The organism is Aeromonas sp. Y289-2, assembly GCF_027705925.1.
GTDB classification, from domain to species: domain Bacteria; phylum Pseudomonadota; class Gammaproteobacteria; order Enterobacterales; family Aeromonadaceae; genus Aeromonas; species Aeromonas veronii.
Genome location: NZ_JAPDCH010000001.1, coordinates 230,333 through 256,918, shown reverse-complemented (window position 1 = coordinate 256,918; position 26,586 = coordinate 230,333). Strand labels below are relative to the sequence as shown.

Here is a 26,586-nt window from a genome sequence, read left to right as displayed (position 1 = left end):
GTCACTCCTAGAGCATGTGCATGATTTTGTTGTTCATGGTGGCGATGGAATCTTCGGTAAACAGCAGCAGCAGATCACACTGCACCGCGTAATCCTGGATCCGGTAGTTGATCTCGATGGCGAGCGTGCGGCGCCAGCGACTCTTGTTAGTGTTGATCAGCTCGTTGATGGGTCTGTGCTGGCCGAGCACCACCGGGTGCCCCTGACTGAAGGGGGTGTCGAGCTGGTTGGCGTAGCCGCGCAGGAAGGCGCCGATCAGCACGTTGGCGGTATCCATCAGCAGCTCCAGTTCGGCGGTGCGGTCCAGCGTCCCCTGATGGTTCATCAGCTTGGCCAAATCTTTGAAGCTGGAGTCATGGAACAGGATCAGCGCTTCACCGGCGATCCCCGCTCCGATAAACCCCTGACAGACGGCGGAGAGGGTATCTGAATCCGCAGCGGCCGAGAGGGCCATATGCAGCTCGGAGACCTCCAGCACGTTGACGTTGGGGATAGGCAGTACCACGAAGGCGTTGAGCAGACGAGCCAGCAAGTCGGCTGCCTGACCCATGGAGACGTTGGCCAGCTCCTGATAGACATCGCGGATTTCGGGGGTGATCTTGACGCCTGCATCGGCTACCACGCCGCTTGTCAGCTGCTCGGGGGCGCTTGGTTGACCACTCGGGGCGGCACTCCAGAAACCGTGTTGTTTGAGCAGGGCGAGCAGGGTTTCTGGGGCGGCGGGTTTCTTGATGAAATCGAGCGCCCCCAGCCCCATGACCCGTTGATAGGCCTCTGGCTGGATATCCCCGGAGACCACGATCACCTTGTTGCGCAACCCCTCCCGTTGGAGGGTCTCCAGCACGCCGTAACCGTCCATTTCCGGCATGGTCAGATCGAGGAAGATGAGATCGCCATGACCCATCAGCACCTGTTCGATCCCTTCGAGACCATTGGCTGCGTAGTGCAAATCGACTTTCCAGTCGGCCGGGAGCGCCCGCGCCAGCTGTTTGCGGGCAAACCCGGAGTCATCACATATCAATACATTCATGGCGTTAGGCAGGCTCTGTTGGCAAGGGATGCTATAAGTGTGGCCCGCTAACGGTCAGATGCAATGGGTGAGGCTATCACCTTGTGAAAATTGGTTGTCCCACTGCCGATTGCGATAGCGTGCTGAGTATTTTTCAACAAATTCAACGAACATCTTAACACGCAACGGAGCGAACTGGTGCTGGCAACACAACATGTAGAAGGGGCGATTGCCGGTTTGCCAGTCGGTCAGTACCGGCACCAGCTGCTCGTCATGGAGGAAGCTGCTCAGATAGTGCAGCGGGGCGTTGACGATCCCCAGATGACGCCGGGCTGCGCGTACCGCGGCCTGGGTCTGGTTGACGGTCAGTTTGGCGCTGCGTTTGATGCAGACGCTCTGGCCATCCTTGTCGGTCAGCTGCCAGTGCTGGTGAGGCCAGCAGTAGATGAGATCATGCTCTTCCAGCTGGTTGGGATGGGAGGGAGTGCCCTTCTTGGTCAAATAGAGTGGTGAGGCAAACAGGCCGTACTCGATATGGCCGAGACAGATCGCATTGGGCAGCGACTGGGGCAGCTCACCGTTGAAGAACACCAGGTCCCGATCATTGTCGAACAGGTGCTGGTGATCATTGGTCTGGGTGATATCGAACTGTACCTCGGGATAGTGCAGCCCGAATTCGGCCAGCATATCGATGAGGATGGTGTTGGAGAGCGCGATGGGTGCCGCTACCCGGATAAGCCCTGTGATATCGGCCTCTTGACCCTGGATCTCGCTGGTGGCCTGCTCGATTTGTGCGAGTGGCGTGCAGAGACGTTCGTAGTATCTGAGGCCATCATCGGTAAGGCGGAGCTTGCGGGTAGAGCGATGTAGCAGGGAGCAACCCAGTTGCTCTTCCAGCTGGGAAATGCGTCGACTGATGGTGCCTGTTGGCATGCCCAGTGCGGCTGCAGCGTGGGAGAATCCTCCCTCTTGCACCACCTTGACGAACAGGTAGAACTCTTCGATGTGCTTCATAAACGCTGTTCTGGGTGTAACAAGGGGGCAACCATAAAAAGAGCGTTCCGGGTTGGCAAGGGTAATTCAGCGTTTAATTGATCTGGATTCGATTTCTGTTGATACCAGTTATCCACCCGCCCGTCATCTCAGTTTCCCCGAGCTGGTGATTATTCCGGCACGATGCCAAATGGTACTGCGGCAGTGATGTTTGCCATATTCCCTGATTTGTTCAGCTATAACCGCAGGCGAAGGCCGATATTGCAACCTGATGGAAGGGCGCCGGGTTGCTCTGCGTACTCAGCCGGGGTGGTTTGCCATCCACTGCCAATGTGATGCAGATCATATATTCGGGTTTTGCTCATTGCCTGTTGAAAAATGAATTTGGGGTATATCAATTCCGCCTTAGTGAACTATTTTTGTCCGTTTTGGCGTTTTTTTGGCTGTTTATCCATCCGCTTGGTTAATTAATGGAAGCTTTGTGACAGAGAGTGATGACTATTTCCACCATTGATTTAAATGTTAATAACAAATTTGTCGCAGCAAATATGCAATTGCTCTTTCAAGGTCTCGAGTGGATAGCTCTTAGTGCTTGTTTTTACTGGGGAAAAAAGTTAAAAATCGACTATATGATTTGCCTGGATTAACAGGGTCCTTGGCTGAGTCCTTTGTAGTATTGCCGTACAGGCTGCCCTGTTGTTGATATCTGAAATAGTTTTGTCCGCTCTTGGCTATGTGAAAAGGGATAATGGCCGAGAGGTATTTGCACCTTGCATTCTGCAGCTAGCGGTTTGCCAGATCTGTTTTCCGGTTAACCAGTGACCATCCAGCATGAATGACCTTGACCAGATGAATACGCTTGACGAACGGTTACTGAAGACGATGGATGTTCTGCATACCCCGATCTGGGTTTATGACATCGAGCATCACCATATTTTCTGGGCAAACAGCGCCGCGCTCTCCGTGTGGGAGGCGACGTCTCTCGACGAACTCTGCTCCCGCGACTTCTCTGCCGATATGGCAACCGCCATCGATCTGCTGCTACAGCGCTATCTGGGTGATTTTCAGCAGGGGCGCAGTTACAACGAGTGGTGGACCCTCTCCCCAAAGGGGGTCAAGAAGCAGATCTATCTACGCCTCTCTGGCATTCAGCTGGCTGGCCGTCTGATGATGATGACCGAAGCGGTGCTCGACTCCGATACCCTCTATCAGGAGTCCTCGCTGGCAACCGGCGATACCCTTGCCTGCCTGTTCGATAGCCATGGTGTGTTCGAGAGTGGCAACTATCACTTCGAAATGTGTTTCGGCCACCAGATCGCCAAGCTCTCCCAGGTTTTCTCCGGCAATGATGACAGCTTCTACCAGAAGCTCTCCCGTCTCGATGAAGTGGTGACCGAGGGGGAGTGCCGAACCCTCAAGGGGATGCGCTGGTTCCAGTATCAGTTCCGCTATATCCAGCAGGGGGCCCGCATTCTGCTCACCATGCGGGATATTACCGATCGCAAACTCGAAGAGCTGGAGCATCGCCACCTCGCCTGGCACGACTCCCTGACCGGCCTGCTCAATCGGTATGGCTTGATGAAATCCCTTGAGGCCTATTGTGGGCTGGGGGAGCGTTTCGCGCTGGTGTTCATGGATCTGGACAACTTCAAGCTGGTCAACGACAACTACGGCCACAAGGCGGGAGACCGCCTGCTGGAGCGGGTCGCCGGTCGCCTCAAACAGATTTGCCCGCGGGATGTGGAGCTGGCTCGCCTCGGTGGCGATGAATTCACCGCACTGGTGCCGCTGGGCAATCAGGGGGATCGGGCGCAAGAGGTGGCCGATCAGATGCTCTCCCAGATGACCAAGCCGCTGCAACTGAGCGGGCTGCCGGAGGTGACCATCGGTGGCAGTATCGGTATCGCCATCTATCCCGATGATGCGGATGACGGGGACAACCTTATCACCCGTGCCGATATGGCCATGTATCAGGCAAAGCAGATGGGGCGGCTGCGCTGGCAGCGTTTCACCCCCAGCATGCAACAGACCCTGCAGCGCAAGCTCAATCTCAAACAGTTTCTGGCCAAGGCCATCGGCCGTCAGGAGCTGAGCCTCTGTTACCAGCCGCAGGTCGATGCCGCCAAACGGCGTCTGATCGGTTACGAGGCACTGCTGCGCTGGTACAACCCGGTGCTCGGCCATGTGTCGCCGGTGGAATTTATCCCGCTGGCCGAAGAGATGGGGCTGATCCGCGAGATCGGCAGCTGGGTGCTCTCCACCGCGCTGGCACAGGTAGCCAGCTGGCAGAAGCGCTTCCATCAGCGGGTGCCGGTCTCCGTCAACCTCTCCGGTTTCCAGCTCTCGTCGGCGCTGCCCGGGCAAGTTCGCCAGCAGCTGGAGCTGCACGGGGTGGATGCCTCCCTGTTGACGCTGGAGCTGACCGAAACCGTGCTGATGCTCGATATGAAGGGGTGCCTCGGCATTCTCGACGATTTGAGCGAGCAGGGGATCAAGATTGCCATCGATGATTTCGGTACCGGCTACTCCTCGCTGGCCTATCTCAACCGGTTGCCGATCAACAACATCAAGCTGGATCGCTCCTTCGTGGTCGGTCTCAACTTGCCGGTGATCCGGGCGACTGCAGCCATGGCCACCAATCTGGGGCTGGGGATCATGGCGGAAGGGGTGGAGGAGCCTCACGAGCTGGCCGCCCTGCAGACCCAGGGGTGCCATGTGTTCCAGGGATATCTGTTCAGCAAGCCGCTTACAGTGGCGCAAGTCGAGGCGAGCGGTTTTGTGGTGGAGTGCCAGGTCGGGCGTTATCCACTGCTAGATGCCGTGATGGCAGAGTAACAAGTGTGCGTTAGGCCACAACTTGGGATTTTATTCCGCAATATTTAATCAAAATTAATCATTCTTTTGCGATCGGTCATGAGACGGATTGACTGGAATTGCTAGCATGCGACCTCGTTTCTAGGGAAAGGAGTATCGCAATAATGAGTCATGCTGCTGTCAATGACCGTCCGGCCAGCCCTCCCAAAGGTTGGCTGAACCGTTTCCTCAATGGCGTCGAGAAAGCCGGGAACAAATTACCCGACCCCGCCATGCTGTTCCTCTACGCCTTGCTGATCGTCTGGGTCGGCTCCTGGGTGTTGTCACAATTCCAGTTTGATCTGGTCAACCCCCGTACCGGGGAGGCAGTAGTGGTCAACAACCTGCTGACCGGTGCCGGTCTGGCCGAGTTTCTCTCTACCATGGTCACGACCTTTACCGGCTTTGCCCCGCTGGGGATCGTGCTGGTGGCCATGCTCGGGGTCGGGGTGGCCGAGCAGTCCGGTTTTATCAATACCGGTCTGAAAAAGTTGCTGAAGGTGACGCCTGCCCGTTTTCTCACTCCCATGCTGATCCTGGTAGCGATCGTCAGCCACACCGCCGCAGATGCGGGCTATGTGCTGGTGATCCCCATCGGTGGCATCATCTTCCACGCTGCCGGACGCCATCCGCTGGCGGGGATCGCCGCTGCCTTTGCCGGCGTTTCCGGCGGTTTTGCCGCCAACTTCCTGCCCTCCGGCGGGGATGCGCTGCTGCAGGGTTTTACCCAGTCCGCTGCTCAGTTGCTCGATCCTGACTACATGGTCAACACCCTGTGCAACATCATTTTTACCGGTGCCTCTTCGTTGCTGATCATCTGCGTCGGCTGGTTCATCACCGAAAAGGTGGTGGAGCCGCGCCTCAAGCACGTGGCGCTCAACGAGGATCTGGAGAGTGCCGACGAGATGGGGCGCTACAGCGCGCAAGAGAGCCGGGCTTTCAACTGGGCCGGGTTTGCCATGCTGGCGGCTATCGTGCTGCTGGCGCTGGCGCTCTCTCCGAGCGATTCACCGCTGCGTGCTGCCGATGGCTCCCTGACCACCTTCGCCGCGCCGGTGATGAAGTCCATTGTGCCGCTCATCTTCTTGCTCTTTATCCTGCCCGGGATTGTCTACGGCTTTGTCGCAGGCAGCTTCAAGAGTGGCAAGGATGTGATCGATGCCATGTCGGCCACCATGAACAAGATGGGCTCCTACATGGTGATGGCCTTCTTCTGCGCGCTCTTTATCAAGGCGTTTGGCGACTCCAACCTGGGCACCCTGCTGGCCCTCTCCGGTGCCGAAGTGCTTCATGCGCTGGCGCTGCCCGGTGAAGTGACCATCGTCGGGATGATCCTGCTGACCGCCAGCGTCAATCTGGTGGTGGGGTCGGCTTCGGCCAAGTGGGCGCTGATCAGTCCGATCCTGGTACCCATGTTGATGGCGGTGGGGATCTCCCCCGAGCTGACCCAGGCGGCCTATCGGGTAGGGGATTCCGCCTCCAACATCATCACCCCGCTGATGGTCTTCTTCCCGCTGGTGGTGGTCTATTGCCAGCAGTATGTTAAGAGCACCGGGATCGGTACTCTGGTCTCCATGATGCTGCCGTACTCGCTTGCCTTCCTGGTGAGCTGGACGATTTTCCTGCTGCTCTACTGGGCGCTCGGCTTCCCGCTCGGGTTGCAAGCCCCTTACGTCTATCCGGCCCCTTAAGCTGGGTGTGCGAGGGAGCCTTGGGCTCCCTCGTTTTTTTCGCTATGGTGTTACCTCATTTTGGAGGTGCCATGAATCAGACCATCGATCTTATCCTTTCCCATCGCTCCATTCGTCAGTTCACTGCCGAGCCGATCGCCCCGCAACAGCTGGATGCCATTCTCGCCGCCGCCCAGTCCGCCTCAACCTCGAGCTTTTTGCAGGTGACCAGTATTGTGCGAGTCTGCGAGCCCGAGGCGCGTCAGCAGTTGGCCATGCTGGCGGGCAATCAACCCTATGTGGTGCAGGCGGCCGAGTTTCTGGTGTTCTGCGCCGATTACCACCGCCACACCCAGATCGTGCCCGAGGCCCAGACCGGCTATGCGGAGCAGTTGCTGATCGGAGCCATCGACGGCGCCCTGATGGAGCAAAACGCCTTGCTGGCGGCGCAGTCGCTGGGGCTGGGCGGGGTCTATATCGGCGGCATTCGCAACCATCCGGCCGAGGTGAGCGAACTGCTCGGCTTGCCCCATCAGGTGATCCCGCTGTTTGGCCTCTGCCTTGGTCATCCTGCCCAGCAGCCGGAACAGAAACCCCGTCTGCCCAGGGGATTGGTGGTGCATCAGGAGCGCTACCAGCACGAGCTGGATCGCGACCTGCTGGCCCAGTACGATCAGCAAATCGCGGACTACTATCAGGCCCGTAGCAGCAACAACAAGCAGCAGACCTGGAGCGGCCAGATCCGCGCCATTCTGGGCAAGGAGTCCCGACCTTTCATGCTGGGATTCCTGCAATCGCGGGGCTTTAACCTCAAGTAATGGCGCTGATGGGCGATACTATGGGGAGGTGACCGTCATGGTCATCATCCCCTGATCCTGCAATCTCTCCCTGAGACCGGGGGCACAGCTTGGTGACAAATCGTGGGCAAGGGGGGATCTGCAGGCTACCTTAAGTGGGTAAGCTGTTGTAGGATCACGCAATTGGATAGGAACAGGGGTTTGGACATCCTATGATTTTAACTTTGGTATTGCTGTCTATTGGCGCACTCCTGTTTTTGGTTATCGCCTATAACGTGGTGCAGCAATATAAGCAGAAGGCAGAGGCGGACAAGCGTCACGCCGTTGCCAGACACAAGACGGTGGCTGACGAGACCGAAGAGGTGTTGCTGAACGTCAATCTGGTGCCTTTCTCCAAGAACATGGTGTTGCTGTTGCAGCACCGGATCCTCGATGCCTATCGCGCCATCGCCCAGGTGATGCCGAACAATCAGATCAAGCAGCGTATCGTTGATGTGCAGACCCAGATCAAAAATGTGCAGGAGAACTACAGCGTGCAGGATGAGGGGCAGTTCAAGACCCCGGAGTCCGATCGTCAGGCGATCCAGATGCTGCAGTTGGTCAAGAAGATGCGGGCTGTGCTGCGGGTCGAGCACAACAAGGGCAAGATTGACCCTCAGGGGTTTGCCCAGGAAGAGCGCCGCCTCGAGCTGATGCAGCTCAAGATCAACATCTCCAATCTGGTCAAGCGGGCGATGGATGCCCGCATTCAGGGCCAATATGGTACTTGCCGCCAGCTCTATACCAAGGGTCTGTCGGCCATGGCGAGCGTGGGCGACAAGGATCCCTATCTGCTGGCCCGTGAAGAAGATATGCGTCAGGGGCTCAAGGAGCTTGAAGAGCTGCAGCAGCAAAATAGCGCGCAGGATCTGCAAAACATCAAGGACAAGGAAGCTGACGAGCTCGATGTCCTGTTTCAACCCAAGAAGAAATGGTAAGCATGTCCCACCCACTCGATTCCACACTGGGGCCAATGGCCCCATTTGTTTCTCAGCTGTTGGCCGAACTGGCCGCCACTGGCGTCACCATTTCCCGGCCAACGGTCGATCACCTCTGTTATCGAGCGGCTACCCTGCAGGAGTACCGCGCGCTATGTGCTGTGCTGGCTGAGGCAGGTACCTTGCTGGTGGAGGGTATGATTGGCGGACGTCCCATCGCCACCTATCAGTTGCATCAGCCGCTGTTGGCTGGTGAGGTACAGGTATCCTGTATAGAGCTGGCTGCACCGAAACCGGGTCGCGCCCATCAGGCGGGGCTGGAACATATCGAGCTGGTGGTCACTTCACTGCAAGATCTGGTAGCGCGCTATCCCGAGCTGCCATTCAAAACCGGCAACATGCAGGATATCCGCAACCCCGATATTGGCCTGATGTTGCCCTCCGGACAGATCAAGTTTCATCTGCGCCCGCTGGCTGAGGTGATCGCCGAAGAGGTGGCGACCGGTGCTGTGGTCGCGGTGCCTGCGGATTATTTCGATCAGGAGTGATCCTGCTCTAAATACCGTGCGAGCCTGACAGGCTCTTGAATAACGCAGCAAAAGGGGTCACCGGTTTGACCCCTTTTGTTATCTGGCGGTGCTGGGTTGCGAGAGCGCCATCTGCTCGTGGGTGACCCTGTTTGCGCTGAGCCCGTTACCCGTGTCGGTGGGGGTGCTGGGCGGGCAGTGGCGATTGGCTTCGCTGCTTGAGACGGCCGAGCCAGAGGCTCAAGCCCGCCGTCAGGATGAGGACCAGTTCAATTCCCATGACCAGACCGCCCAGCTCGCCTTGCTTCCAGAAGGGGTGCAGGTAAAGTCCACCCAGACTCGCCCCCAGATAGTAGGCCACCAGATAGAGGGAGGAGGCGAGGGCGCGGTTGTGTTCGACATGATGACCGACCCAGGCACTGGCGCAGGCGTGTGCCAGGAAAAAGCCGAAGCTGGAGATCAGCAAGCCGCTCAGGATCCCGAGCAGACTGCCCTGCAGCAGCCACAGACTGCCGATAGCCATCAGCGCGATCCCCACTAGCAGCATCCGTTGTGCCCCCCAGCGGTTGGCAAAGCGGCCGCTCAAGGAGGAGGCCACCGTTCCCGAGAGATAGGTGAGAAACAGCATGCCGAGCCACTGGGTGGGCAGGGAGAAGGGGGGCTTGGCCAGCAAGAAGGTGAGATAGCTGAACTGGTTCAGAAACACCATAAAGTTGAGCCCGCCGATAAGGTAAGCCCCTACCAGCAAGGGATTGGTCAAGTGTTGCTGCAAGGCGCGAGCAAATTGGCCGCGAACGGGGGCGCTCGCCACAAAGCGGGTCTGATGGGGCAGCAGCCAGAAGACCAGCGGCAGCAGTGACAGGCTGATCACACCAATCCCCAGAAAGGTATGCTGCCAGTCGCCAAACCAGCCCGCCAACAGACCGCCGACCACCCGACCGGCAATGCCACCGAGGGAGTTGGCGGCAATATAGACCCCCACCGCCGAGAGGAGCGCCCGTTTGCTGAACTCTTCCCCCATATAGGCAATCGCGGTCGCGGGCAGTCCTGCCAGCAGCGCGCCCTGCAGGATGCGTAGCAGCAGCAGGGTGCCAAACTGCTCAACCAGCGGGATTAACAGTGAGAGCAGGATCGCCAGGGTGAGTGTCCCCAGCATGACTTGCCGACGGCCATGGCGATCCGCCAGTCTGGCGCAGATCAGCAGGGAGGCGGCGAGGCCTGCAGTGCATCCTGCCAGGGTCCAGCTGGCCGAGAGGGAGTTGACCGAGAAGACCTCGGCAATCAGGGGTAACAGGGGATGGGTCTGGTAGAGGTTCAGAAACACCAGAAAAGAGCCCAGGCTGAGGGCCAGGGTTGCACGTATCCACTCGCGACTTCCAACTTCAATCATTGCGTATTGTCCTGACTACTTTTGGTCAGGGTAGAGTCCTTGCGGTTATAAATATAATATATTTAAATTATCCATCTCATAAGATGAATTGATACATGGATCTGAAACAGCTCACCTATCTGCTGGCGGTCAGGGATGCCGGCTCATTTACCAAGGCAGCCAACAGTCTGCATGTGGCACAGCCCGCCATCAGCATGGCCATCGCCAAGCTGGAGCAGCAGCTCGAATTGCGGCTGTTTGATCGACAGGACCGGGCGGTACGGCTCACCCCGGAGGGAGAGGTGCTCTGTCGCCATGCCGAGCGCTTGTTGCTGCAGATGCATCAGGCCGAGGCCGAGATGGCCGAGCTCAAGGGGTTGGAGCGGGGGGAGGTGCGGATCGGGATCCCCTACATGATGGGCTCCTACTATTTTCCCCCTCGTCTGATGGCCTTCAAGCATCGCTATCCCGGCCTCAAGATCCGGGTCGAAGAGGCCGGCACCCGTGAGCTGCTCAGCCGGATGGTGGATGGCTCCCTCGATCTGGCCATTCTCATCACCAGTGATCTGCCCCCCGCCATCGAGGGAGCGCATCTGCTGAGCGAAGAGATGTTGATGGTGGTGGGGGACGATCACCCCTTGCGTGGCGCATCGGCCGTCACCCTCTCGCAGTTCTTTGCTCAGGAGTTGGCGCTGTTTCGCCGTGGTTTTTACCACCGAGAGCATATGGAGGCGCTAGCCCAGAGCCTGGACGTTGAACCCGATATCGCCTTCGAGAGCAATCTTATCCCTCTGCTCAAGGCGGTGGTACGGCAAGGTTTTGCGGTGACCACCTTCTTGCGGATGGTGCTGGAAGAGGAGCCGGATCTGAGTGGCGTGCCCTTCGCCCCGCCCATCTACCTCGACCTCTGTGTGGCGTGGCGGCGTGGCGATCCGCTCTCCATGGCCAACCGTGCCTTGCGTGATTTCCTACTCAAGGATCGCCCGGCCTGATGGCGGCGGGCCATTGCTGAAAGTTTGTTACTATTAACGGTGGGTTCGCTTGAGGGCTACACCATGAAATTGCAGCAATTGCGCTATATCGTCGAGGTGGCGAACCACAGGCTGAATCTGTCGGCCACCGCCGAGAGCCTCTTTACCTCCCAGCCCGGGATCAGCAAACAGGTGCGGATGCTGGAGGATGAGCTGGGGATCCAGATCTTCGAGCGCAGCGGTAAACACCTGACCCAGATCACCCCCATCGGTCGGGATGTGATCAAAGTGGCCGCCGAGGTGTTGGACAAGGTCGCCACCATCAAAGTGATGGCCAGGCAGCATGTGCATCCGGAGCAGGGAACCCTCACCATTGCGGCTACTCATCTGCAAGCCCGTTATATTCTGCCCGCCATCCTCAAGGGGTTTATGGCCCGCTTTCCCAAAGTTGCCGTAACTGTGATGCAGGGGAGTGCGACGCAGTGCCGCGCAGCCGCGCATGATGGCGCTGCCGATCTGCTGCTGGCGGATGAACCGGAGGAGGGGAGCGATCTGCTTGTGCTCCCCTCTTTTCAGTGGCAACGGGGCTTGGTGCTACCCAAGGATCATCCGTTGGCCAAAGCAACATCGCTGACCCCGGCCGAGCTGGTGGAGTTTGCATTGGTGACCGATGGAAGGGCGCTCTCTGCTGCACATGGCACTGATTGTGCTCATGCCGAGAGCCGGATCGCCTGCTGTGCGAGCGACAGCGATGTGCTCAAGACCTATGTCAGACAAGGGATGGGTATAGGGGTGATGGCAACCTTTGCCTGGGAGCCCCAGCGCGATGGGGATCTGGTGCTCAAAACGGCGCCCTGGCTACCAGGCGGTGTGGCCGCTATCGGGTTGCGCAGAGGGGCATTTTTATGCGGCTATCTCTACGATCTGATTGAACGTCTCGCGCCGCAATTGACCCGCGAGCGGGTCGAACAATACTGTGCTGCCCGCACTGGCGAAGAGCTTGAAGCTCTGCTGGCCAATTTGACCGTACCACTTAGATAGCTTGGGTTGATGTGTGGTCATCCCAAGAAAAACGCCTCCCAATGGGAGGCGTTTGACTATCTGGCATTCGTCAATGCTGGCTCACTTCTTCAGCATATGATCCAGCTTGTTGGCCTTGGTCGACAGATAGAACTCGTTGTGGGGATTGCGTCCTTCCTGCAACGGAACCCGTTCGGCCACCGGAATACCGAAGGATTCCATGGCTTTCATCTTGCGCGGGTTGTTGGTCATCAGTTTGAGAGACTTGACTTCAAGCTGCTTGAGCATGTCGGCGCAGATGGTGTAATCGCGCATGTCGGCGGCGAAACCAAGGGCCACGTTGGCCTCCACGGTATCGGCCCCCTGATCCTGCAGGTGATAGGCGCGGATCTTGTTGAGCAAGCCGATACCACGGCCCTCTTGACGCACATACAGCAACACGCCACGACCGGCTTTGGCGATATTCTCCATGGCCGCCTGCAACTGGAAACCGCAGTCACAACGCAGGCTGAACAGGGCGTCGCCGGTCAGGCACTCTGAGTGGATCCGGCCCAGCACGGGCTCTTCACCGGTAATGTCGCCCATCACCAGTGCGGCGTGATCTTTGCCTGTGCCGGTTTCCTGAAAACCTACCAGCGTGAAGGTGCCCCAAGGGGTTGGCAATTTGGATTTGGCCACGAGGGTAACGCTGCTCATAGGTTGCTCCTTACTACTAACGGCTCAAAAAAGGGGGCCAGTTTAGCGCGCCTTGTCAGGAACGACCATAAGAACAAGTCCCTGCATTGCTTAATGAAATCTCCAAATGAGATACAAGCACAGCTGTCCGGCGGGGTTTTGGCCCTTTGTGCGGATTGATGACTGCCAGGCTCACCACATTCGGGTATAATCGGCGCCCATTAACCCACCCCTTCGGGATGGGAGCAACACAGTGCAGGAGAGAAGTTATGCCTCAGATGGCCCCCGTAATGACAATTGATGGCCCCAGTGGTGCAGGTAAAGGCACCTTGTGTCAGCTGCTTGCTGAGAAGCTGGGTTGGCACTTGCTGGACTCGGGCGCCATCTATCGGGTGTTGTCCCTGGCCGCCCTGCATCACGATGTAGAGCTGGACAGTGAAGCCTCACTGGTGCCACTGGCTGCCAATCTGGATGTGCAATTTCAGGTTGAGGGCGATCTGGTCAAGGTGATCCTGGAAGGGGAAGATGTCTCCCGCACCATCCGCACCGAAGAAGTGGGTAATGCTGCCAGTAAAATCGCCGCCTTCCCCCGGGTGCGCGAAGCATTGTTGCGCCGTCAGCGGGCATTTCGTCAGGCCCCGGGTCTGATTGCCGATGGTCGTGACATGGGGACCGTGGTTTTCCCTGAGGCCGAGGTAAAGATTTTCCTCGACGCCAGTGCCGAAGAACGGGCCCAGCGTCGCTATAAGCAGTTGCAAGATAAGGGCTTTGATGTTAACTTTGAGCGTCTTTTAACCGAGATTCGGGAACGTGACGATCGCGACAGAAATCGCGCTACTGCACCCCTGAAACCGGCAGAAGATGCTCTGGTGGTAGACTCTACCGCCATGACCATAGATGAAGTGCTGGCAACAGTACTCGCCTATGCAGAGCAACAACTTGGTGATGCCAGCGCAAGCTGACATCCGGTCGTCTGCACCAAGGATGGCGCAGATTATTTAAAACAGCCCCGCTTGTGCCGGATTGCAAGTGGATGTTTCATTTGTGACATAAACAATGATCGAATCTTTTGCTCAACTCTTTGAAGAGTCCCTGAACGCCGTTGAAACCCGTCAAGGTTCCATCGTCAAGGGTACTGTCGTTGCTATCGAGAACGGTTTCGTACTGGTTGACGCCGGTCTGAAATCCGAGTCCGCTATCCCGGCTGAAGAATTCAAGAACGCCATGGGCGAGCTGGAAATCAACGTCGGCGACACCGTTGACGTGGCTCTGGACTCTATCGAAGATGGTTTCGGCGAAACCAAGCTGTCCCGCGAAAAAGCCAAGCGCCACGAAGCCTGGCTGCAGCTTGAGAAGGCTTACGAAGAGCAAGCTACCGTTATCGGTATCATCAACGGCAAGGTCAAGGGTGGTTTCACCGTTGAACTGAACGGCATCCGTGCCTTCCTGCCGGGTTCTCTGGTTGACGTGCGTCCGATCCGTGACACCGCTCACCTGGAAAACAAAGAACTCGAGTTCAAAGTCATCAAGCTGGACCAGAAGCGCAACAACGTTGTTGTTTCCCGTCGTGCCGTGATCGAGACCGAGAACACCTCCGAGCGCGAAAGCCTGCTGGCTAACCTGCAAGAAGGTCAAGAAGTTAAGGGTATCGTCAAGAACCTGACCGACTACGGTGCATTCGTAGATCTGGGCGGTGTTGACGGCCTGCTGCACATCACCGACATGGCGTGGAAGCGCGTTAAGCATCCTTCCGAAATCGTCAACGTTGGCGACGAGATCGCTGTCAAGGTTCTGAAGTTCGACCGCGAGCGTACCCGTGTATCCCTGGGTCTGAAGCAGCTGGGCGAAGATCCCTGGGTTGCTATCGCCAAGCGTTACCCGGAGACCACCCGTCTGTCTGGCCGCGTGACCAACCTGACCGACTACGGCTGCTTCGTTGAAATCGAAGAAGGCGTTGAAGGCCTGGTACACGTATCCGAGATGGATTGGACCAACAAGAACATCCACCCGTCCAAAGTTGTTAACGTTGGCGACGTGGTTGACGTGATGGTTCTGGACATCGACGAAGAGCGTCGTCGTATCTCTCTGGGTCTGAAGCAGTGCAAATCCAACCCGTGGCAGCTGTTTGCCGAAACTCACGCCAAAGGCGACCGTGTTTCCGGCAAGATCAAGTCCATCACTGACTTCGGTATCTTCATCGGTCTGGATGGCGGCATCGACGGCCTGGTTCACCTGTCTGACATCTCCTGGAACAACCAGGGCGAAGAAGCCGTGCGTGAATTCAAGAAAGGCGACGAGATCGAAGCCGTTGTTCTGCAAGTGGATCCGGAGCGTGAGCGCATCTCCCTGGGTGTCAAGCAGATCGAAGAAGACCCGTTCAACAAGTACCTGGCTGACAACAAGAAAGGTGCTATCGTGAAGGGTAAGGTTACCGAGGTTGATGCCAAAGGTGCCGTTATCGAACTGGCTGATGGCGTAGAAGGCTACCTGCGTGCCTCCGACGCTGCTCGTGACCGCGTAGAAGACGCCACTCTGGTGCTGTCTGTTGGTGACGAAGTTGAAGCTAAATTCATGGGCGTTGATCGTAAGAACCGCACCGTAAGCCTGTCTGTCCGTGCTAAGGACGAGGCTGATGAGCGTGTTGCTATCGATAACCTGAACCAGCAAGAAGAAGTTGTGTTCAGCAATGCTATGATGGAAGCGTTCAAAGCCGCCAAGGGTGAGTAATCCTTGATGCAAGAAAAGGGCGGCATTGCGCCGCCCTTTTTTATCCTGGCAAAATGAATATTGCATGTGATCGGGGAAGGAGATTTAACGTTATGACCAAATCAGATCTCATCGAACAACTGGCAGCCAGCCGCATGCATATGCCGGCCAAGGATGTCGAAGCCGCCATCAAGGAGATCCTTGAGCAGATGGCGTCGACCTTGCAAAACGGCGACCGGATTGAAATCCGCGGATTTGGCAGTTTTTCACTGCACTATCGTGCGCCCCGTGTGGGCCGCAACCCCAAGACTGGGGACAAGGTTGAACTGACCGGGAAATATGTCCCGCACTTCAAACCAGGCAAAGAGTTGCGCGAGCGCGTCAACATCATTGAATAATGCAGAAATGGGCATACCTCGGGTATGCCTTTTTTCTTTTTGGCACCGATTCCTGTGCCAATCGTCTTGTTTCTTAAACTCTTTTCCCATTCACTCTAGAGTCTGCCTGCGATTTTAAGGATAATCAGCCTCTCATTAGATACTGACAGGGAGCTCTTATGAAGCGTATTTTGGCCCTCATTCCGCTGGTGCTGGTGTTTGTTCTGACCCTGGCGCTGGGCTCACAAAATGGCCAGCTGGTTCAGTTCAATTACTTGATCGCTCAGGGTGAGTTTTCGCTTGCCATGCTGTTGGGCTTCTTCTTCGCTGGCGGCTTTCTGCTGGGCTGGCTGGTATTCGGCCTGCTGTTCCTGCGCCTGAAAATGCAAAACCGCACCCTCAACCGCACCATGCGTCGTCAATCCCGCGAGTTGGAGCTGGCCCGGTCACCGGGTAAGGAATAATGTTCCTCAATGCTTGAACTGCTTTTCCTGCTGTTGCCCATCGCCGCCGGTTATGGCTGGTACATGGGTCGCAGGAGTGTTCGCCAGGACACCCAAAAACAGAGTAACCAGTTTTCCCGCCAGTATGTGGCGGGCCTCAACTATTTGCTGTCCGATGAATCCGACAAGGCGGTGGATCTCTTTATCCAACTGCTGGAGGTGGACAGTGAAACCATCGAAACACACCTCTCCCTCGGCAACCTGTTTCGCCAGCGTGGGGAGGTCGATCGTGCCATCAAGATCCACCAGAACCTGGTAACCCGCCAACTGACCCGGGAGCAGCGACAGCTTGCCCTGCAGGAGCTTGCGCGCGACTTTTTGGCTGCCGGTCTGCTGGACCGAGCGGAAGCGCTCTGGAATGAGCTGTGTGACGACAGCGACTATGAAGAGACGGCGCTGGCACAGCTGTTGATCATCCATCAGCAGTTGCGGGATTGGGACAAGGCCATCGATGTGGCGATGCGTCTGCAAAAATTCCAGGGCAAGAAGCTGGCCGACCCCATTTCCCATTTCTATTGCGAGCAAGCTGAAATCGCGCTGCGTGAGGGCAATAAAGGGGAGGGGCTGGCCAAGCTCAAACGGGCGCTCAGTATCAATCCGGCATGTGCCCGGGCCAGTTTGCGCCTCGCTGAGCTTGCCATGGCGGAAGGGGAGTATGAGCAGGCCAGCAAGGAGCTGCTGCGGGTGTTCGAGCAGGATATCGACTTTGCCTCCGAGGCAATGCCCAAATTGCTCGAGTGCTATCAGCAGTTGGGGCGCACGCCTGCGTTGATCCCGCTGCTTGAGAAGGCGGTGGAGGATCACGCCGGTGTCAGCGTGACCCTGGCCCTTGCCAAGCTGGTTGAAGAGCGTGATGGCCTGAGCCAGGCCCGTTCGCTGGTGCTGCGTCAGCTGCGTCGTCATCCGTCGATGAAAGGTTTTTACCAGCTGGTGGGTTTTCAGCTGGCCAGTGCGGAGGAGGGGCCTGCCAAGGAGAGCCTCGAGCTGCTGCAACAACTGGTCGGCGAGCAGATCAAAATCAAGTCAACCCACAAGTGTCGGCAGTGCGGCTTTGCCACTCACTCGCTGTTCTGGCAGTGCCCGTCTTGTCGCCAGTGGGGTTCCATCAAGCCGATCCGTGGTCTGGACGGTGAATAACAAGCAATAGGATGTGAGATGCAAGATCCCAAAGTACTGGTAGCGCTGGATTATCAGCACGAGGCAGATGCCTTAGCGTTCGTTGAACGTATCTCTCCGGCCCAGTGCCGTCTCAAGATAGGCAAGGAGATGTTTACCCTGTTTGGCCCGCAGTTTGTACGCCAGCTGGTGGCCAAGGGATTCGATGTCTTTCTGGATCTGAAATTTCACGATATTCCCAATACCGTTGCCAAAGCCGTGGCAGCCAGTGCCGAGCTCGGTGTCTGGATGGTCAACGTGCATGCCAGTGGTGGTGAGCGGATGATGCGTGCCGCCAAAGAGGCGCTGCTGCCTTATGGCGACAAGGCGCCATTGTTGATCGGGGTGACCGTACTGACCAGCATGGAGCAGTCCGACATGATCCCTCTTGGTCTGGATGTGAGCCCTGCCGAGCAGGTGATCCGGCTGGCTACCTTGACCAAAACATCCGGTCTGGATGGGGTGGTCTGCTCTGCCAACGAGGCCCATGAGTTGAAAGCCTTGCTGGGCGAAGATTTCAAGCTGGTGACCCCGGGTATTCGCCCGACCGGTTCAGCGGCCGGGGATCAGCGCCGGGTGATGACACCGAAAGCGGCGGTCGAGGCGGGGTCCGATTATCTGGTTATCGGTCGCCCCATTACACAGGCTGCCGATCCGGCCGCCATGCTGGCCAGCATCAATGCCGAGCTGGTTGGTGCGTAACAGGCTCACTCAGTGATACACGGTGCAGGCCGAGCAACAGGCCTGCACCGGCCCCGATAAGATGAGAGCCGATGTGTACCCTGGCATTGATCAGGGTGGATATCGGACTCTCTCCTGCGTTGTAGAAGTCCATCGCCAGCTTGAGCCCCATCCCTGCCAACAGTAGCCAGCCCGATGTGCGGCGTCCGTGGCGGATATCCTGCATTGCCCCCCAGACAAACAGGCCATGCAGCGAGCCGGATAGCCCCATGTACCACTGGGTCTGCGGGCACCACCACCAGATCCCCAAGCCCACTGCCAACCAGAGCAGCAACATCAGCAGCGGCAGGCGAGCCCCACCCAGATAGTCGCGAAACAGGCTATAGAGGATGGCGAGGCCGCCCAGATTGAGCAGCAGGTGCCACAGATTGGTATGAGCCAGATTGCCTGTTATGATCCGCCACCCTTCGCCCCCGGCGATCAAGGGCCGATCGAAGGAGAGCTGAAGATTGGGAACGGTAAAGAAGAGTAGCAAGCTGGTGAGAGAGAGCGTGATAACCCAGAGCAATCCAGATTTGTCTGACAACATGAAACAGTCCAACGACAAGAACAGTCGATACTGTACACGTTGCACCCGAGCCCTCAAAGCCTGCCTGTGCGATTATATTGTGCCGGTTGACAATCACACGCCCCTCTACATCTTGCAGCACCCCAACGAGGTGGCACATCCCAAGGGGACCGCGGCACTGCTGGCGGCCTCTTTGCAACAGTGCGAGATCCATGTGGGGGAGGACTTTTCCCGCGATGAGTGGCTCAATGTGCTGCTGGCTGACCAATCCCGTCGTTATTATTTGCTCTGGCCGGATGAGGATGCCATTTCGCTGACCGATCTTCGCCAACAGTGGGAGAGTGAATCCTCTGGCTCCGCATCAGTCGCCTTTATCTTGCTTGACGGCACCTGGCGCAAAGCCTATCGCATGTTGCAGAGCAACCCGGCACTGGCCTGCTTGCCCCGCATCGGCATTGGTGCCATTGCCGGTCAATATGCCATTCGCAAGAAACCCTTTCCCGATGCCCTCTCTACCATAGAGGCGGGCTATCACCTCTTGTCCCGGTGGGAGGGGAGGCCGGAGCGCTATGCGCCCTTGCTGACCCTGTTCAATCGGTTGAATACCCAGTGGCAGGACTTTGCCGAAGGCCGCCGCGCGTGACAATTCAAGGAGTTATCAAGATGAAAAAAGCAGTCGTGGTTTTCAGTGGCGGTCAGGACAGCACCACCTGTCTGGTACAGGCATTGGCCCGGTATGATGAAGTGCACGCCATCACCTTCGACTATGGCCAGCGCCATCGGGAAGAGATCGACACCGCGCGTCGTCTGGGCAGTGCTCTGGGGATCGCCGCCCACAAGGTGATGGATGTGACGCTGCTCAATGAGCTGGCGGTCTCTGCCCTGACCCGTGACGACATCCCGGTCAGCTGCGAGCTGCAGGATAATGGCCTGCCTAACACCTTCGTGCCGGGTCGCAATATCCTGTTCCTGACCCTGGCCTCCATCTATGCCTATCAGGTGGGCGCCGAAGCGGTGATCACCGGTGTCTGCGAGACGGACTTCTCCGGCTATCCCGATTGCCGTGACGAGTTCGTCAAGGCCCTCAATCAGGCGGTGTCGCTGGGGCTGGATCGCGGCATCCGTTTCGAAACTCCCTTGATGTGGCTCGACAAGGCCGAGACCTGGGCACTGGCGGATCACTATGGTCACCTTGATACTGTGCGTCAGCAGACCCTGACCTGCTACAACGGCATTGCCGGTGACGGTTGCGGCACGTGTCCTGCGTGTGAACTGCGCAGTCGCGGTCTTAAAAACTATCTGGCCGACAAGGCGGGCATCATGGCCAGACTATTTGAGAAAACCGGGCTGGGTGAGAAAAGCGCAGAGTGAGCCTGCGTCTTGCCGTGGCTTGGGGTATAATCCGCGACTTTTGCAACAAGCCGTGATCGAGATGCACTACCCAATCAACGAGATTTTCCAGACCATCCAGGGGGAGGGCATCTTTACCGGCCTGCCCGCCATCTTTGTTCGCCTGCAGGGTTGCCCGGTGGGCTGCCCCTGGTGCGATACCCGTCATACCTGGGTTGTTGATCCGGCTCGTGAAGTGGGCAAGGAGGCGGTGCTTGATCGCTCCAATGAATCCGATTGCTGGAGCCAACTCAGCACCACGCAGATTATCAAGAGCTTTACCGATCTGGGTTATCAGGCGCGCCATGTGGTGATCACCGGTGGCGAGCCCTGCCTCTACGATCTGCACGAACTCTCGTCAGCCCTGCTGGCGGCGGGCTATCAGGTGCAGATTGAAACCAGTGGCACCAGCGAGATCAAGACCCATGAGCAGACCTGGGTGACCGTCTCCCCCAAAATTGGCATGAAAGGGGGGCTGCCTGTGCTGGTCTCGGCGCTGGAGCGGGCCAACGAGATCAAGCATCCGGTGGCCACCGAGCACCATATTGAAGAGCTGGATACGCTGCTCGCTACTGCTACCCTGCGCCCTGATGTGGTCATTGCCTTGCAGCCGATCAGCCAGAAACCACGGGCCACCCAATTGGCGATGGATACCTGTATCGCGCGTAACTGGCGACTCTCAATCCAGACTCATAAATATCTGGATATCGATTAATATGGATTGGCTATCCGACGAACAGGTGCTGCTGACTCTGACCAACAAGATGCCTTACGGTAAATATCAGGGGCGGCGTATCATCGATATTCCCGAGCCCTATCTGGTGTGGATGGCGCGCAGCGGTTTTCCTGCGGGTAAATTGGGCCAGACGCTGGCGTTGGCTTACGAAATCAAACTCAATGGACTCGAATCCATGATTATTCCCATTATTAACAGGATGTCGGTATGAGAATATATACGAGGCAGGGCGACAAGGGCATGACCCGGCTGGCCGATGGTATCCAGTTGCCGAAGGATCATTTGCGGGTTGAGACCTACGGTTATATCGATGAGCTCAACTCCCATATTGGCTTGCTGATTTGTGACGTGCCGTCGCAAGAGATCGGTTTATTGGCTGATTTACAGCTGTTGCAACAGGAGTTGTTTGATCTGGGGGGGGAGTTGGCATTCTCCAGCGACGCCCAGAATGAATCGATTTGGCAGGTTAATGCCGCCTGGACCAATCGCCTTGAACAGCAGATAGATCGTTATAGTGAGCCATTGCCACCGCTGCGCCAATTTATATTGCCCGGTGGTTCCCGTGCCGCGGCGCAAGCACATGTGGTGCGTACTCTGGTGCGTCATTGCGAGCGCTTGCTGCTGACATTGAGCCGGGAAGAGCGGGTCAATCCCGAGGTGCTGCCCTATCTGAACCGGATGAGTGACTGGTTCTTTACCGTTGCCCGCTATCTCATCTGCGTGGCAGGGGATCGTGAAGTGCTGTGGGTCAAGGCAGCAGATCGCCCGCAATCGGCTATCTGATATTTCACGTTTAAGCGGCAATAAAAAACCTCGCCCTAGCGAGGTTTTTTATTGGCAACGCAAGCGCTGTCAGATAGCAAAATCTTCCAGTGATTTGCCTGCTGCCACTGCGCTGGCAATAGCCGAAGGCATACGGCCCTGGCCGGTCCAGGTTTTCTCTACGCCATTATCCTGATAGCGATATTTGGCTGGACGTGGCGCCCGCTTGGCTTTTTCTGATTTGCCGGGGTTGGTAGCGACAGCGCTTACCAATTCTGCCGGGTCAATACCGGCGGCTTTCAGCATTTCGCTATATTCGTTAATTTTCCGCAGATGCTCTTCACGGGCCTGACGCTCGGCAGCTTCATCCTGCTGACGCTCAGCAACGATCGCAGAGAGTTTTTCCAGTGCCTCTTCCAGTTGTTCCAGAGAAAGTTCGCGGCAGGTCGCACGCAGACTGCGGATATTAAGCAGTACCTTTAAAAATTCATTCATAGGAGTTACCACGTCGAGTCAGAGAAAAATATTATGTTCTAGCTGATTCTTGCTTGGCGATTTAAATAAGTCAAGCCGGGTTAAATATAATATCCGTGGGGAACATCAATACAGATATTTAATATGGCCTGCAATAGGCTTGGAGATTGGATGCCAATGAAACCGCAGTAGGTGAAAATAGCGTCAAAACAGGCGTTGTTGCATCATTTGACTACCATTTTTCGACCTTGATATGTTTATCGTGACTATTTAATCAAAAAACTTGCTATAAGCTGCCATCTCGATAAAATGTGCGGCGAATACCTTTAAGTAGAGGCGCGCTGCCTATGAGTATTTGTGCGGAGGGTGATGCCTGTGATGCACAAGGAAAGGAGTCAGCGCCGAAGTGGCCAGGCCATCATACCGGGCTGCTGGTTCTGCATCTAATAGGTGCAGGACTGCCATAGTCATCCACTATGGAGCGCTACCTGAAGGGGCTGAGGAGTATGACCTCCCCATAGGTTTTGTTTCTTTAGATCCTCTCGGTAGATCTCCACCTGTAATCTTTAGGTGCAAAGAGATCATGGATATTAGTCATTTCGCCGACTCCGGTTGGTCCGTTCTTCCCCCCCTGTTGGCTGTCGCGCTGGCTATCATGACCCGCCGCGTGCTGCTGTCCCTTGGTGTGGGCATCGTCACCGGCAGTTTGCTGCTCAATCAGTTTTCGCCCCTCGAATCCCTGCATTACATGTTGAATACCGTGCTCAAGATCTTCTGGGTCGATGGCGCGCTCAATCGTGACAATGTCAACATGATCCTGTTTATGCTGCTGCTGGGTGGCCTCATCAGCCTGATGAGCGTCTCCGGGGCGACCCGTGCCTTTGCCGAGTGGGCCGAGCGTCGTGCCAAGACCCGCAAGGGCGCCAAAGCCCTGACTGGCATGATGGTGTTTGCCTTCTTTATCGATGACTTCTTCCACAGCCTGTCGGTGGGGGCAATCTGCCGTCCGGTCACCGACCGCTTCCAGATCTCCCGTGCCAAACTGGCATATCTGCTGGACTCCACCGCGGCGCCGGTCTGCGTGCTGATGCCCATCTCCTCCTGGGGGGCTTATATCATCGCCCTGGTTGGCGGCATCATGGCGGCCCACGGTCTGACTGAACAGAGCCCCATCGCTGCGTTTGTCGAGATGATCCCGATGAACCTCTACGCCGTCTTCACCCTGATCATGGTGTTGGTGGTGATTGCATTCCAACTCGATATCGGCCCGATGCGTCAACACGAAGCGTGGGCGCTGGAAGGCAAGCTGTGGGATGAGTCCAAGGGCCGCCCCATCGGTCTGGATATGGAGAGCCCGGAAGAGAGCAACGGCGGCATGATCGACATGGTTCTGCCGATCCTGACCCTGACCGCCGCCACCATCTATTTCATGATTGATTCCGGTGCTGCGGTGCTGAGCGAGAAAGGGCTGCCATTCAGCGTGCTCGGCTCGTTCGAAAATACCAACGTCGGCTCTTCGCTGGTCTACGGTGCCCTGTGCAGTCTGGTGGTCTCCATCGGTCTGGCGATGCGCCTGAAGCTGGGAGCCAAGAACTGGATCAAGGCCGCTCCGCAAGGCGTCATGGCCATGCTGCCAGCCATCAACATCCTGCTGTTTGCCTGGACCATAGGTGCCGTGGTGCGTGACGTTGAGACCGGCAAGTATCTGGCTTCGCTGGCTAACGGTAACCTGCCGATCGAAGTGCTGCCTGCTGTGGTCTTTATCCTCTCCTGTGCCATGGCGTTTGCTACCGGTACCAGCTGGGGTACCTTCGGCATCATGCTGCCGCTGGCCGGTGACATGGCCGCCGCCAGCGACATCAGCCTGATGCTGCCGATGCTGGCCGCGGTACTGGCAGGTTCGGTATTCGGGGATCACAGCTCGCCCATCTCCAGCACCAGCATCCTCTCTGCCACCGGCGCCGGTTGCCATCACATCGATCACGTGATGACCCAGCTGCCCTATGCACTGGCCATCGCCTTCGGTGCGGCCATCGGTTACCTGGCGATGGGCTTGATGCACTCCAGCCTGGCCGGTTTCAGTGTCAGTGCCCTCTGGTTCGTGCTCTTTACCGGCTATCACCTGAAAAAGGCCAAAGCGCGGCCAATGCTGGCCACCGCGTAACATTTATAGAGCAAGGGGCCCGCGGGCCCCTTGGTTTTGTCAGGGGCTTTGGTTAGCATGCGCCCCATAAATTCAGTTTCGGAACAGTATCATGGCTTCACTGCACTACAAATTTGCCACCATGAATTCAGGCAAATCCACCCAGCTCATTCAGGCGCACTTCAACTATCTGGAGCGGGGCATGCATCCTCTGGCGATGACGCCAGCCATCGATGACCGTTTCGGGGTCGGGGTGATCAGTGCCCGGGTTGGCCTTGAGCTGAAGGTGGACGTGTTCAGCGACAGCTGCGATCTGTTTGAAATGGTGAAAGCGCGCCATGCGAAGAAACATATCGATGTTTTTATCGTGGACGAGGCCCAGTTCCTGACCCGTGAGCAGGTCTACCAGTTGGCCCGCATCGTCGATGAGCAGGATATTCCGGTGATGGCCTATGGCCTCAAGACCGATTTTCGCGGCGAGCTGTTCCCGGGCTCCTACCATCTGCTCTGTCTGGCCGACAAGTTTGAAGAGCTGAAGAGCATCTGCTGGTGTGGCAACAAGGCCCACATGAACTCCCGGGTCAACGAAGCGGGTCAGGTGATGCGTGATGGCGAACAGGTGGAGATCGGCGGCAACGATCGCTATGTGTCGCTCTGTCGCAAACACTATCTCGAAGGTCGGGCCTACAAGTAAGTCGGCTGCGACAGTTTGAATCGTCGAGAAGGGCGCCAATCTGGCGCCCTTTTTATTTTCCCCAACTTGTATCGCTGTGGTTTAGTCGATCTCGATATCCACCGGCGCAATGATGGGGTCGGCCACCGGCAGGCGTTGAAACAGCTGGCGAAAATGGTGCTGTACCCGGCCGATATCGACCAGTGACATGCCGGAGGCAAAACCGAACCAGACATAGAGGCCGGTGAGATCGCGAAACATCGGCGGCAAATAGCGGGGAGCGGCGATCAGCCCCTCCAGATAGTGCTGATAGAGCACCGGAATGTCATCCAGTGTCACCTTGCCGACAAACAGCATCGGCAGGATTTCGGGCACCCCTTCCAGCACGGCGCTGCGGATAAAGTTGACCGTTTCCACATAGCCACGCACGTAGGAGAGATCCTTGGTAAAGCAGGCGCCGCCGTCCACCATGCCGCCACGAAAGACCCGCTGGGTGATCTTGTAGGCGTCGTGCTCGCTGGTGCCCTGCTGTACAAAGTGCTGAAACACCTCGATAAAATCGGCGCCGCGCTCGGCCATGTCGATGGCCATCACCCGATCGGAGATGCGCTTGGCCCGATCCGGGAAGGAGCTGAAGGTGAGGGTCTCTATCAGGACGGCCAGCCCCTCCTGACAGGCGGTGATCCGCGGTGAACCGGCGCTCAGCCAGGTGGCATAAGGCTGCTGGCGACCGTTGAGGGTGGTGCCGACATGGACCCACCCCTCGTGTACCTCCAGCACCTGCAAGTCCAGCTCGGAGAAGCGGGCGTGGGAGTTGAGCTTGATGTAGTCGCCACCGGCCGCGGCATCGGAGACGATGCCATCGCTCAGCTTCACCTGCACAGTGCCGTCACTGAAGTAGCTCGACAGCTTGCCCTGCAGTTTGGCGACCGCGGCCTCTCCTTCGAACTCCTTGGGGTAGGGGCGCACCAGATGGCGCGCGCCGGGCAGGGAGAAGATATCGCACAGGCGGGCGCCCAGCTCCTTGAGAGTCTTGCGATCCCCGCGCAGGTGATCGCTGGCAGAGCCATAAAGCAGCTGGCTGTAACGCTGAAAATCGGGTTGGCCCCGCTGGCGCAGCATCTCGATCACTACCATGTACTGATCGACCGTCTCTTGCAGGATCCGGCCAAGATCGTCCTGTGGCCCCAGTTTTCTGCGGATCCGGTCCCGCAGCTCCTTGAGCTCCAGATACTTGTTGCGCGGATCGAAGCCGAGGGGGAGGGCATCATAGAAGTGCCTGTCGATAGCGGGCAGCTCCCTGCCACCGCTTGCCAGAAAGCGATCCTGCAGATGGCGTGGCCATTTGATGGCATCCAGAATGCGGATGGGTTTTTGCAGGGTGAGCAGCTCATCCGAGAGTGATTTCAGATGAAGGCGATACTTTTCTTGGATAGTCATGGGGCCCCCTGTGGGGCAAGCGTCATCGTGGATTTGGCTGAGTATATGCATAGCGCTTGCCAAAAAGAAGCGAGCCGCAGGGTTATCGGGTTGGCGTGCTTTTTGTTGATAGCAAATT

General features: G+C 57.2%; 27 protein-coding genes and 1 riboswitch. Of the genes, 20 read left to right on the top strand and 7 right to left on the bottom strand.

Annotated features, from left to right (window positions below):
• Positions 1-7: 7 nt before the first annotated feature.
• On the bottom strand, positions 8-1,030 hold the full coding sequence (locus tag OKC43_RS01185) for a response regulator (RefSeq protein ID WP_042081918.1): 1,023 nt from the start codon (positions 1,028-1,030) through the stop codon (positions 8-10).
• A 54-nt stretch (positions 1,031-1,084) separates the two neighbouring features.
• The gene (locus tag OKC43_RS01180; protein ID WP_047438361.1) at positions 1,085-2,023 is read right to left on the bottom strand and encodes a LysR family transcriptional regulator; all 939 of its coding nucleotides are present in this window, start codon (positions 2,021-2,023) and stop codon (positions 1,085-1,087) included.
• An 861-nt stretch (positions 2,024-2,884) separates the two neighbouring features.
• On the opposite strand from OKC43_RS01180, the gene OKC43_RS01175 reads away from it, so the two are divergent.
• The 5 genes from OKC43_RS01175 to OKC43_RS01155 all read left to right on the top strand — a co-directional run bounded on the left by OKC43_RS01175 (position 2,885) and on the right by OKC43_RS01155 (position 8,847).
• Positions 2,885-4,837 carry a putative bifunctional diguanylate cyclase/phosphodiesterase gene (locus tag OKC43_RS01175; RefSeq protein WP_013723827.1) on the top strand — a complete coding sequence of 651 codons (1,953 nt, stop codon included), beginning with the start codon at positions 2,885-2,887 and terminating at the stop codon, positions 4,835-4,837.
• Between the two features lie 143 nt (positions 4,838-4,980).
• The gene (locus tag OKC43_RS01170) at positions 4,981-6,546 is read left to right on the top strand and encodes an AbgT family transporter (RefSeq protein WP_005351146.1); all 1,566 of its coding nucleotides are present in this window, start codon (positions 4,981-4,983) and stop codon (positions 6,544-6,546) included.
• Between the two features lie 71 nt (positions 6,547-6,617).
• On the top strand, positions 6,618-7,343 hold the full coding sequence (nfsA, locus tag OKC43_RS01165) for an oxygen-insensitive NADPH nitroreductase (RefSeq protein ID WP_270803718.1): 726 nt from the start codon (positions 6,618-6,620) through the stop codon (positions 7,341-7,343).
• A 191-nt stretch (positions 7,344-7,534) separates the two neighbouring features.
• On the top strand, positions 7,535-8,299 hold the full coding sequence (locus OKC43_RS01160; RefSeq protein ID WP_005337161.1) for a hypothetical protein: 765 nt from the start codon (positions 7,535-7,537) through the stop codon (positions 8,297-8,299).
• A complete protein-coding gene (locus OKC43_RS01155) occupies positions 8,293-8,847 on the top strand; it encodes a VOC family protein (RefSeq protein WP_201938063.1) in 555 nt (184 codons plus the stop codon). The genes OKC43_RS01160 and OKC43_RS01155 overlap by 7 nt, the downstream gene beginning before the upstream one ends.
• 145 nt (positions 8,848-8,992) lie before the next feature.
• On the opposite strand, the gene OKC43_RS01150 is transcribed toward OKC43_RS01155, so the two are convergent.
• The gene (locus OKC43_RS01150; RefSeq protein WP_199427412.1) at positions 8,993-10,216 is read right to left on the bottom strand and encodes an MFS transporter; all 1,224 of its coding nucleotides are present in this window, start codon (positions 10,214-10,216) and stop codon (positions 8,993-8,995) included.
• A gap of 95 nt (positions 10,217-10,311) precedes the next feature.
• Between OKC43_RS01150 and OKC43_RS01145 the strand changes: the two genes are divergently transcribed.
• Positions 10,312-11,187, top strand: coding sequence for a LysR family transcriptional regulator (locus OKC43_RS01145; RefSeq protein WP_199427413.1), 876 nt, complete (start codon positions 10,312-10,314; stop codon positions 11,185-11,187).
• Positions 11,188-11,250: 63 nt separating this feature from the next.
• The gene (locus OKC43_RS01140) at positions 11,251-12,207 is read left to right on the top strand and encodes a LysR substrate-binding domain-containing protein (protein ID WP_199427414.1); all 957 of its coding nucleotides are present in this window, start codon (positions 11,251-11,253) and stop codon (positions 12,205-12,207) included.
• A gap of 81 nt (positions 12,208-12,288) precedes the next feature.
• Here OKC43_RS01140 and ribA read toward each other — a convergent pair whose 3' ends face one another.
• Positions 12,289-12,882, bottom strand: a complete 594-nt coding sequence (gene ribA, locus OKC43_RS01135) for a GTP cyclohydrolase II (protein ID WP_005337152.1) — start codon at positions 12,880-12,882, stop codon at positions 12,289-12,291.
• 248 nt (positions 12,883-13,130) lie between these two features.
• Here ribA and cmk point away from each other — a divergent pair, with 248 nt between their 5' ends.
• The 6 genes from cmk to pyrF all read left to right on the top strand — a co-directional run bounded on the left by cmk (position 13,131) and on the right by pyrF (position 18,304).
• Positions 13,131-13,823, top strand: coding sequence for a (d)CMP kinase (gene cmk / locus OKC43_RS01130; protein ID WP_019444698.1), 693 nt, complete (start codon positions 13,131-13,133; stop codon positions 13,821-13,823).
• Between the two features lie 94 nt (positions 13,824-13,917).
• Entirely contained in the window at positions 13,918-15,588 is a 1,671-nt protein-coding gene (gene rpsA, locus OKC43_RS01125) for a 30S ribosomal protein S1 (RefSeq protein WP_005337148.1), read from the top strand.
• A gap of 92 nt (positions 15,589-15,680) precedes the next feature.
• A complete protein-coding gene (ihfB, locus tag OKC43_RS01120) occupies positions 15,681-15,965 on the top strand; it encodes an integration host factor subunit beta (RefSeq protein ID WP_005299934.1) in 285 nt (94 codons plus the stop codon).
• 158 nt (positions 15,966-16,123) lie between these two features.
• The gene (locus OKC43_RS01115; protein ID WP_005337143.1) at positions 16,124-16,408 is read left to right on the top strand and encodes a LapA family protein; all 285 of its coding nucleotides are present in this window, start codon (positions 16,124-16,126) and stop codon (positions 16,406-16,408) included.
• Positions 16,409-16,417: 9 nt separating this feature from the next.
• The gene (lapB, locus tag OKC43_RS01110) at positions 16,418-17,584 is read left to right on the top strand and encodes a lipopolysaccharide assembly protein LapB (protein WP_040098465.1); all 1,167 of its coding nucleotides are present in this window, start codon (positions 16,418-16,420) and stop codon (positions 17,582-17,584) included.
• Positions 17,585-17,602: 18 nt separating this feature from the next.
• Entirely contained in the window at positions 17,603-18,304 is a 702-nt protein-coding gene (pyrF, locus tag OKC43_RS01105) for an orotidine-5'-phosphate decarboxylase (protein WP_270803717.1), read from the top strand.
• Here the strand turns inward: pyrF and rrtA are convergent.
• Positions 18,279-18,872, bottom strand: a complete 594-nt coding sequence (rrtA, locus tag OKC43_RS01100) for a rhombosortase (protein WP_074042643.1) — start codon at positions 18,870-18,872, stop codon at positions 18,279-18,281. The two genes, pyrF and rrtA, sit on opposite strands and share 26 nt — an antisense overlap.
• On the opposite strand from rrtA, the gene OKC43_RS01095 reads away from it, so the two are divergent.
• From OKC43_RS01095 to OKC43_RS01075, 5 genes are all read left to right on the top strand, one after another.
• Positions 18,871-19,494, top strand: coding sequence for a tRNA-uridine aminocarboxypropyltransferase (locus OKC43_RS01095; protein ID WP_129503862.1), 624 nt, complete (start codon positions 18,871-18,873; stop codon positions 19,492-19,494). The genes rrtA and OKC43_RS01095 overlap by 2 nt on opposite strands.
• A gap of 20 nt (positions 19,495-19,514) precedes the next feature.
• Complete coding sequence (queC, locus tag OKC43_RS01090) at positions 19,515-20,222, top strand: 7-cyano-7-deazaguanine synthase QueC (RefSeq protein WP_129503863.1); 708 nt, start codon at positions 19,515-19,517, stop codon at positions 20,220-20,222.
• Positions 20,223-20,283: 61 nt separating this feature from the next.
• Entirely contained in the window at positions 20,284-20,955 is a 672-nt protein-coding gene (gene queE / locus OKC43_RS01085; RefSeq protein WP_164979950.1) for a 7-carboxy-7-deazaguanine synthase QueE, read from the top strand.
• Position 20,956: 1 nt separating this feature from the next.
• Entirely contained in the window at positions 20,957-21,187 is a 231-nt protein-coding gene (locus OKC43_RS01080; protein ID WP_005337126.1) for a DUF3820 family protein, read from the top strand.
• Entirely contained in the window at positions 21,184-21,759 is a 576-nt protein-coding gene (locus OKC43_RS01075; RefSeq protein ID WP_129503864.1) for a cob(I)yrinic acid a,c-diamide adenosyltransferase, read from the top strand. The genes OKC43_RS01080 and OKC43_RS01075 overlap by 4 nt, the downstream gene beginning before the upstream one ends.
• 69 nt (positions 21,760-21,828) lie before the next feature.
• On the opposite strand, the gene OKC43_RS01070 is transcribed toward OKC43_RS01075, so the two are convergent.
• On the bottom strand, positions 21,829-22,233 hold the full coding sequence (locus OKC43_RS01070; RefSeq protein ID WP_005337123.1) for an H-NS family histone-like protein: 405 nt from the start codon (positions 22,231-22,233) through the stop codon (positions 21,829-21,831).
• Positions 22,234-22,535: 302 nt separating this feature from the next.
• Positions 22,536-22,707, top strand: a riboswitch (Lysine riboswitch).
• Positions 22,708-22,795: 88 nt separating this feature from the next.
• On the opposite strand from OKC43_RS01070, the gene OKC43_RS01065 reads away from it, so the two are divergent.
• Positions 22,796-24,376: a Na+/H+ antiporter NhaC family protein gene (locus OKC43_RS01065; RefSeq protein WP_270803716.1), complete on the top strand. Its 1,581-nt coding sequence runs from the start codon at positions 22,796-22,798 to the stop codon at positions 24,374-24,376.
• 91 nt (positions 24,377-24,467) lie between these two features.
• A complete protein-coding gene (locus OKC43_RS01060; protein WP_005351181.1) occupies positions 24,468-25,049 on the top strand; it encodes a thymidine kinase in 582 nt (193 codons plus the stop codon).
• 81 nt (positions 25,050-25,130) lie between these two features.
• Here the strand turns inward: OKC43_RS01060 and OKC43_RS01055 are convergent, their stop codons facing one another.
• The gene (locus OKC43_RS01055) at positions 25,131-26,468 is read right to left on the bottom strand and encodes a flavohemoglobin expression-modulating QEGLA motif protein (protein WP_129503867.1); all 1,338 of its coding nucleotides are present in this window, start codon (positions 26,466-26,468) and stop codon (positions 25,131-25,133) included.
• Between the last annotated feature and the right edge of the window lie 118 nt (positions 26,469-26,586).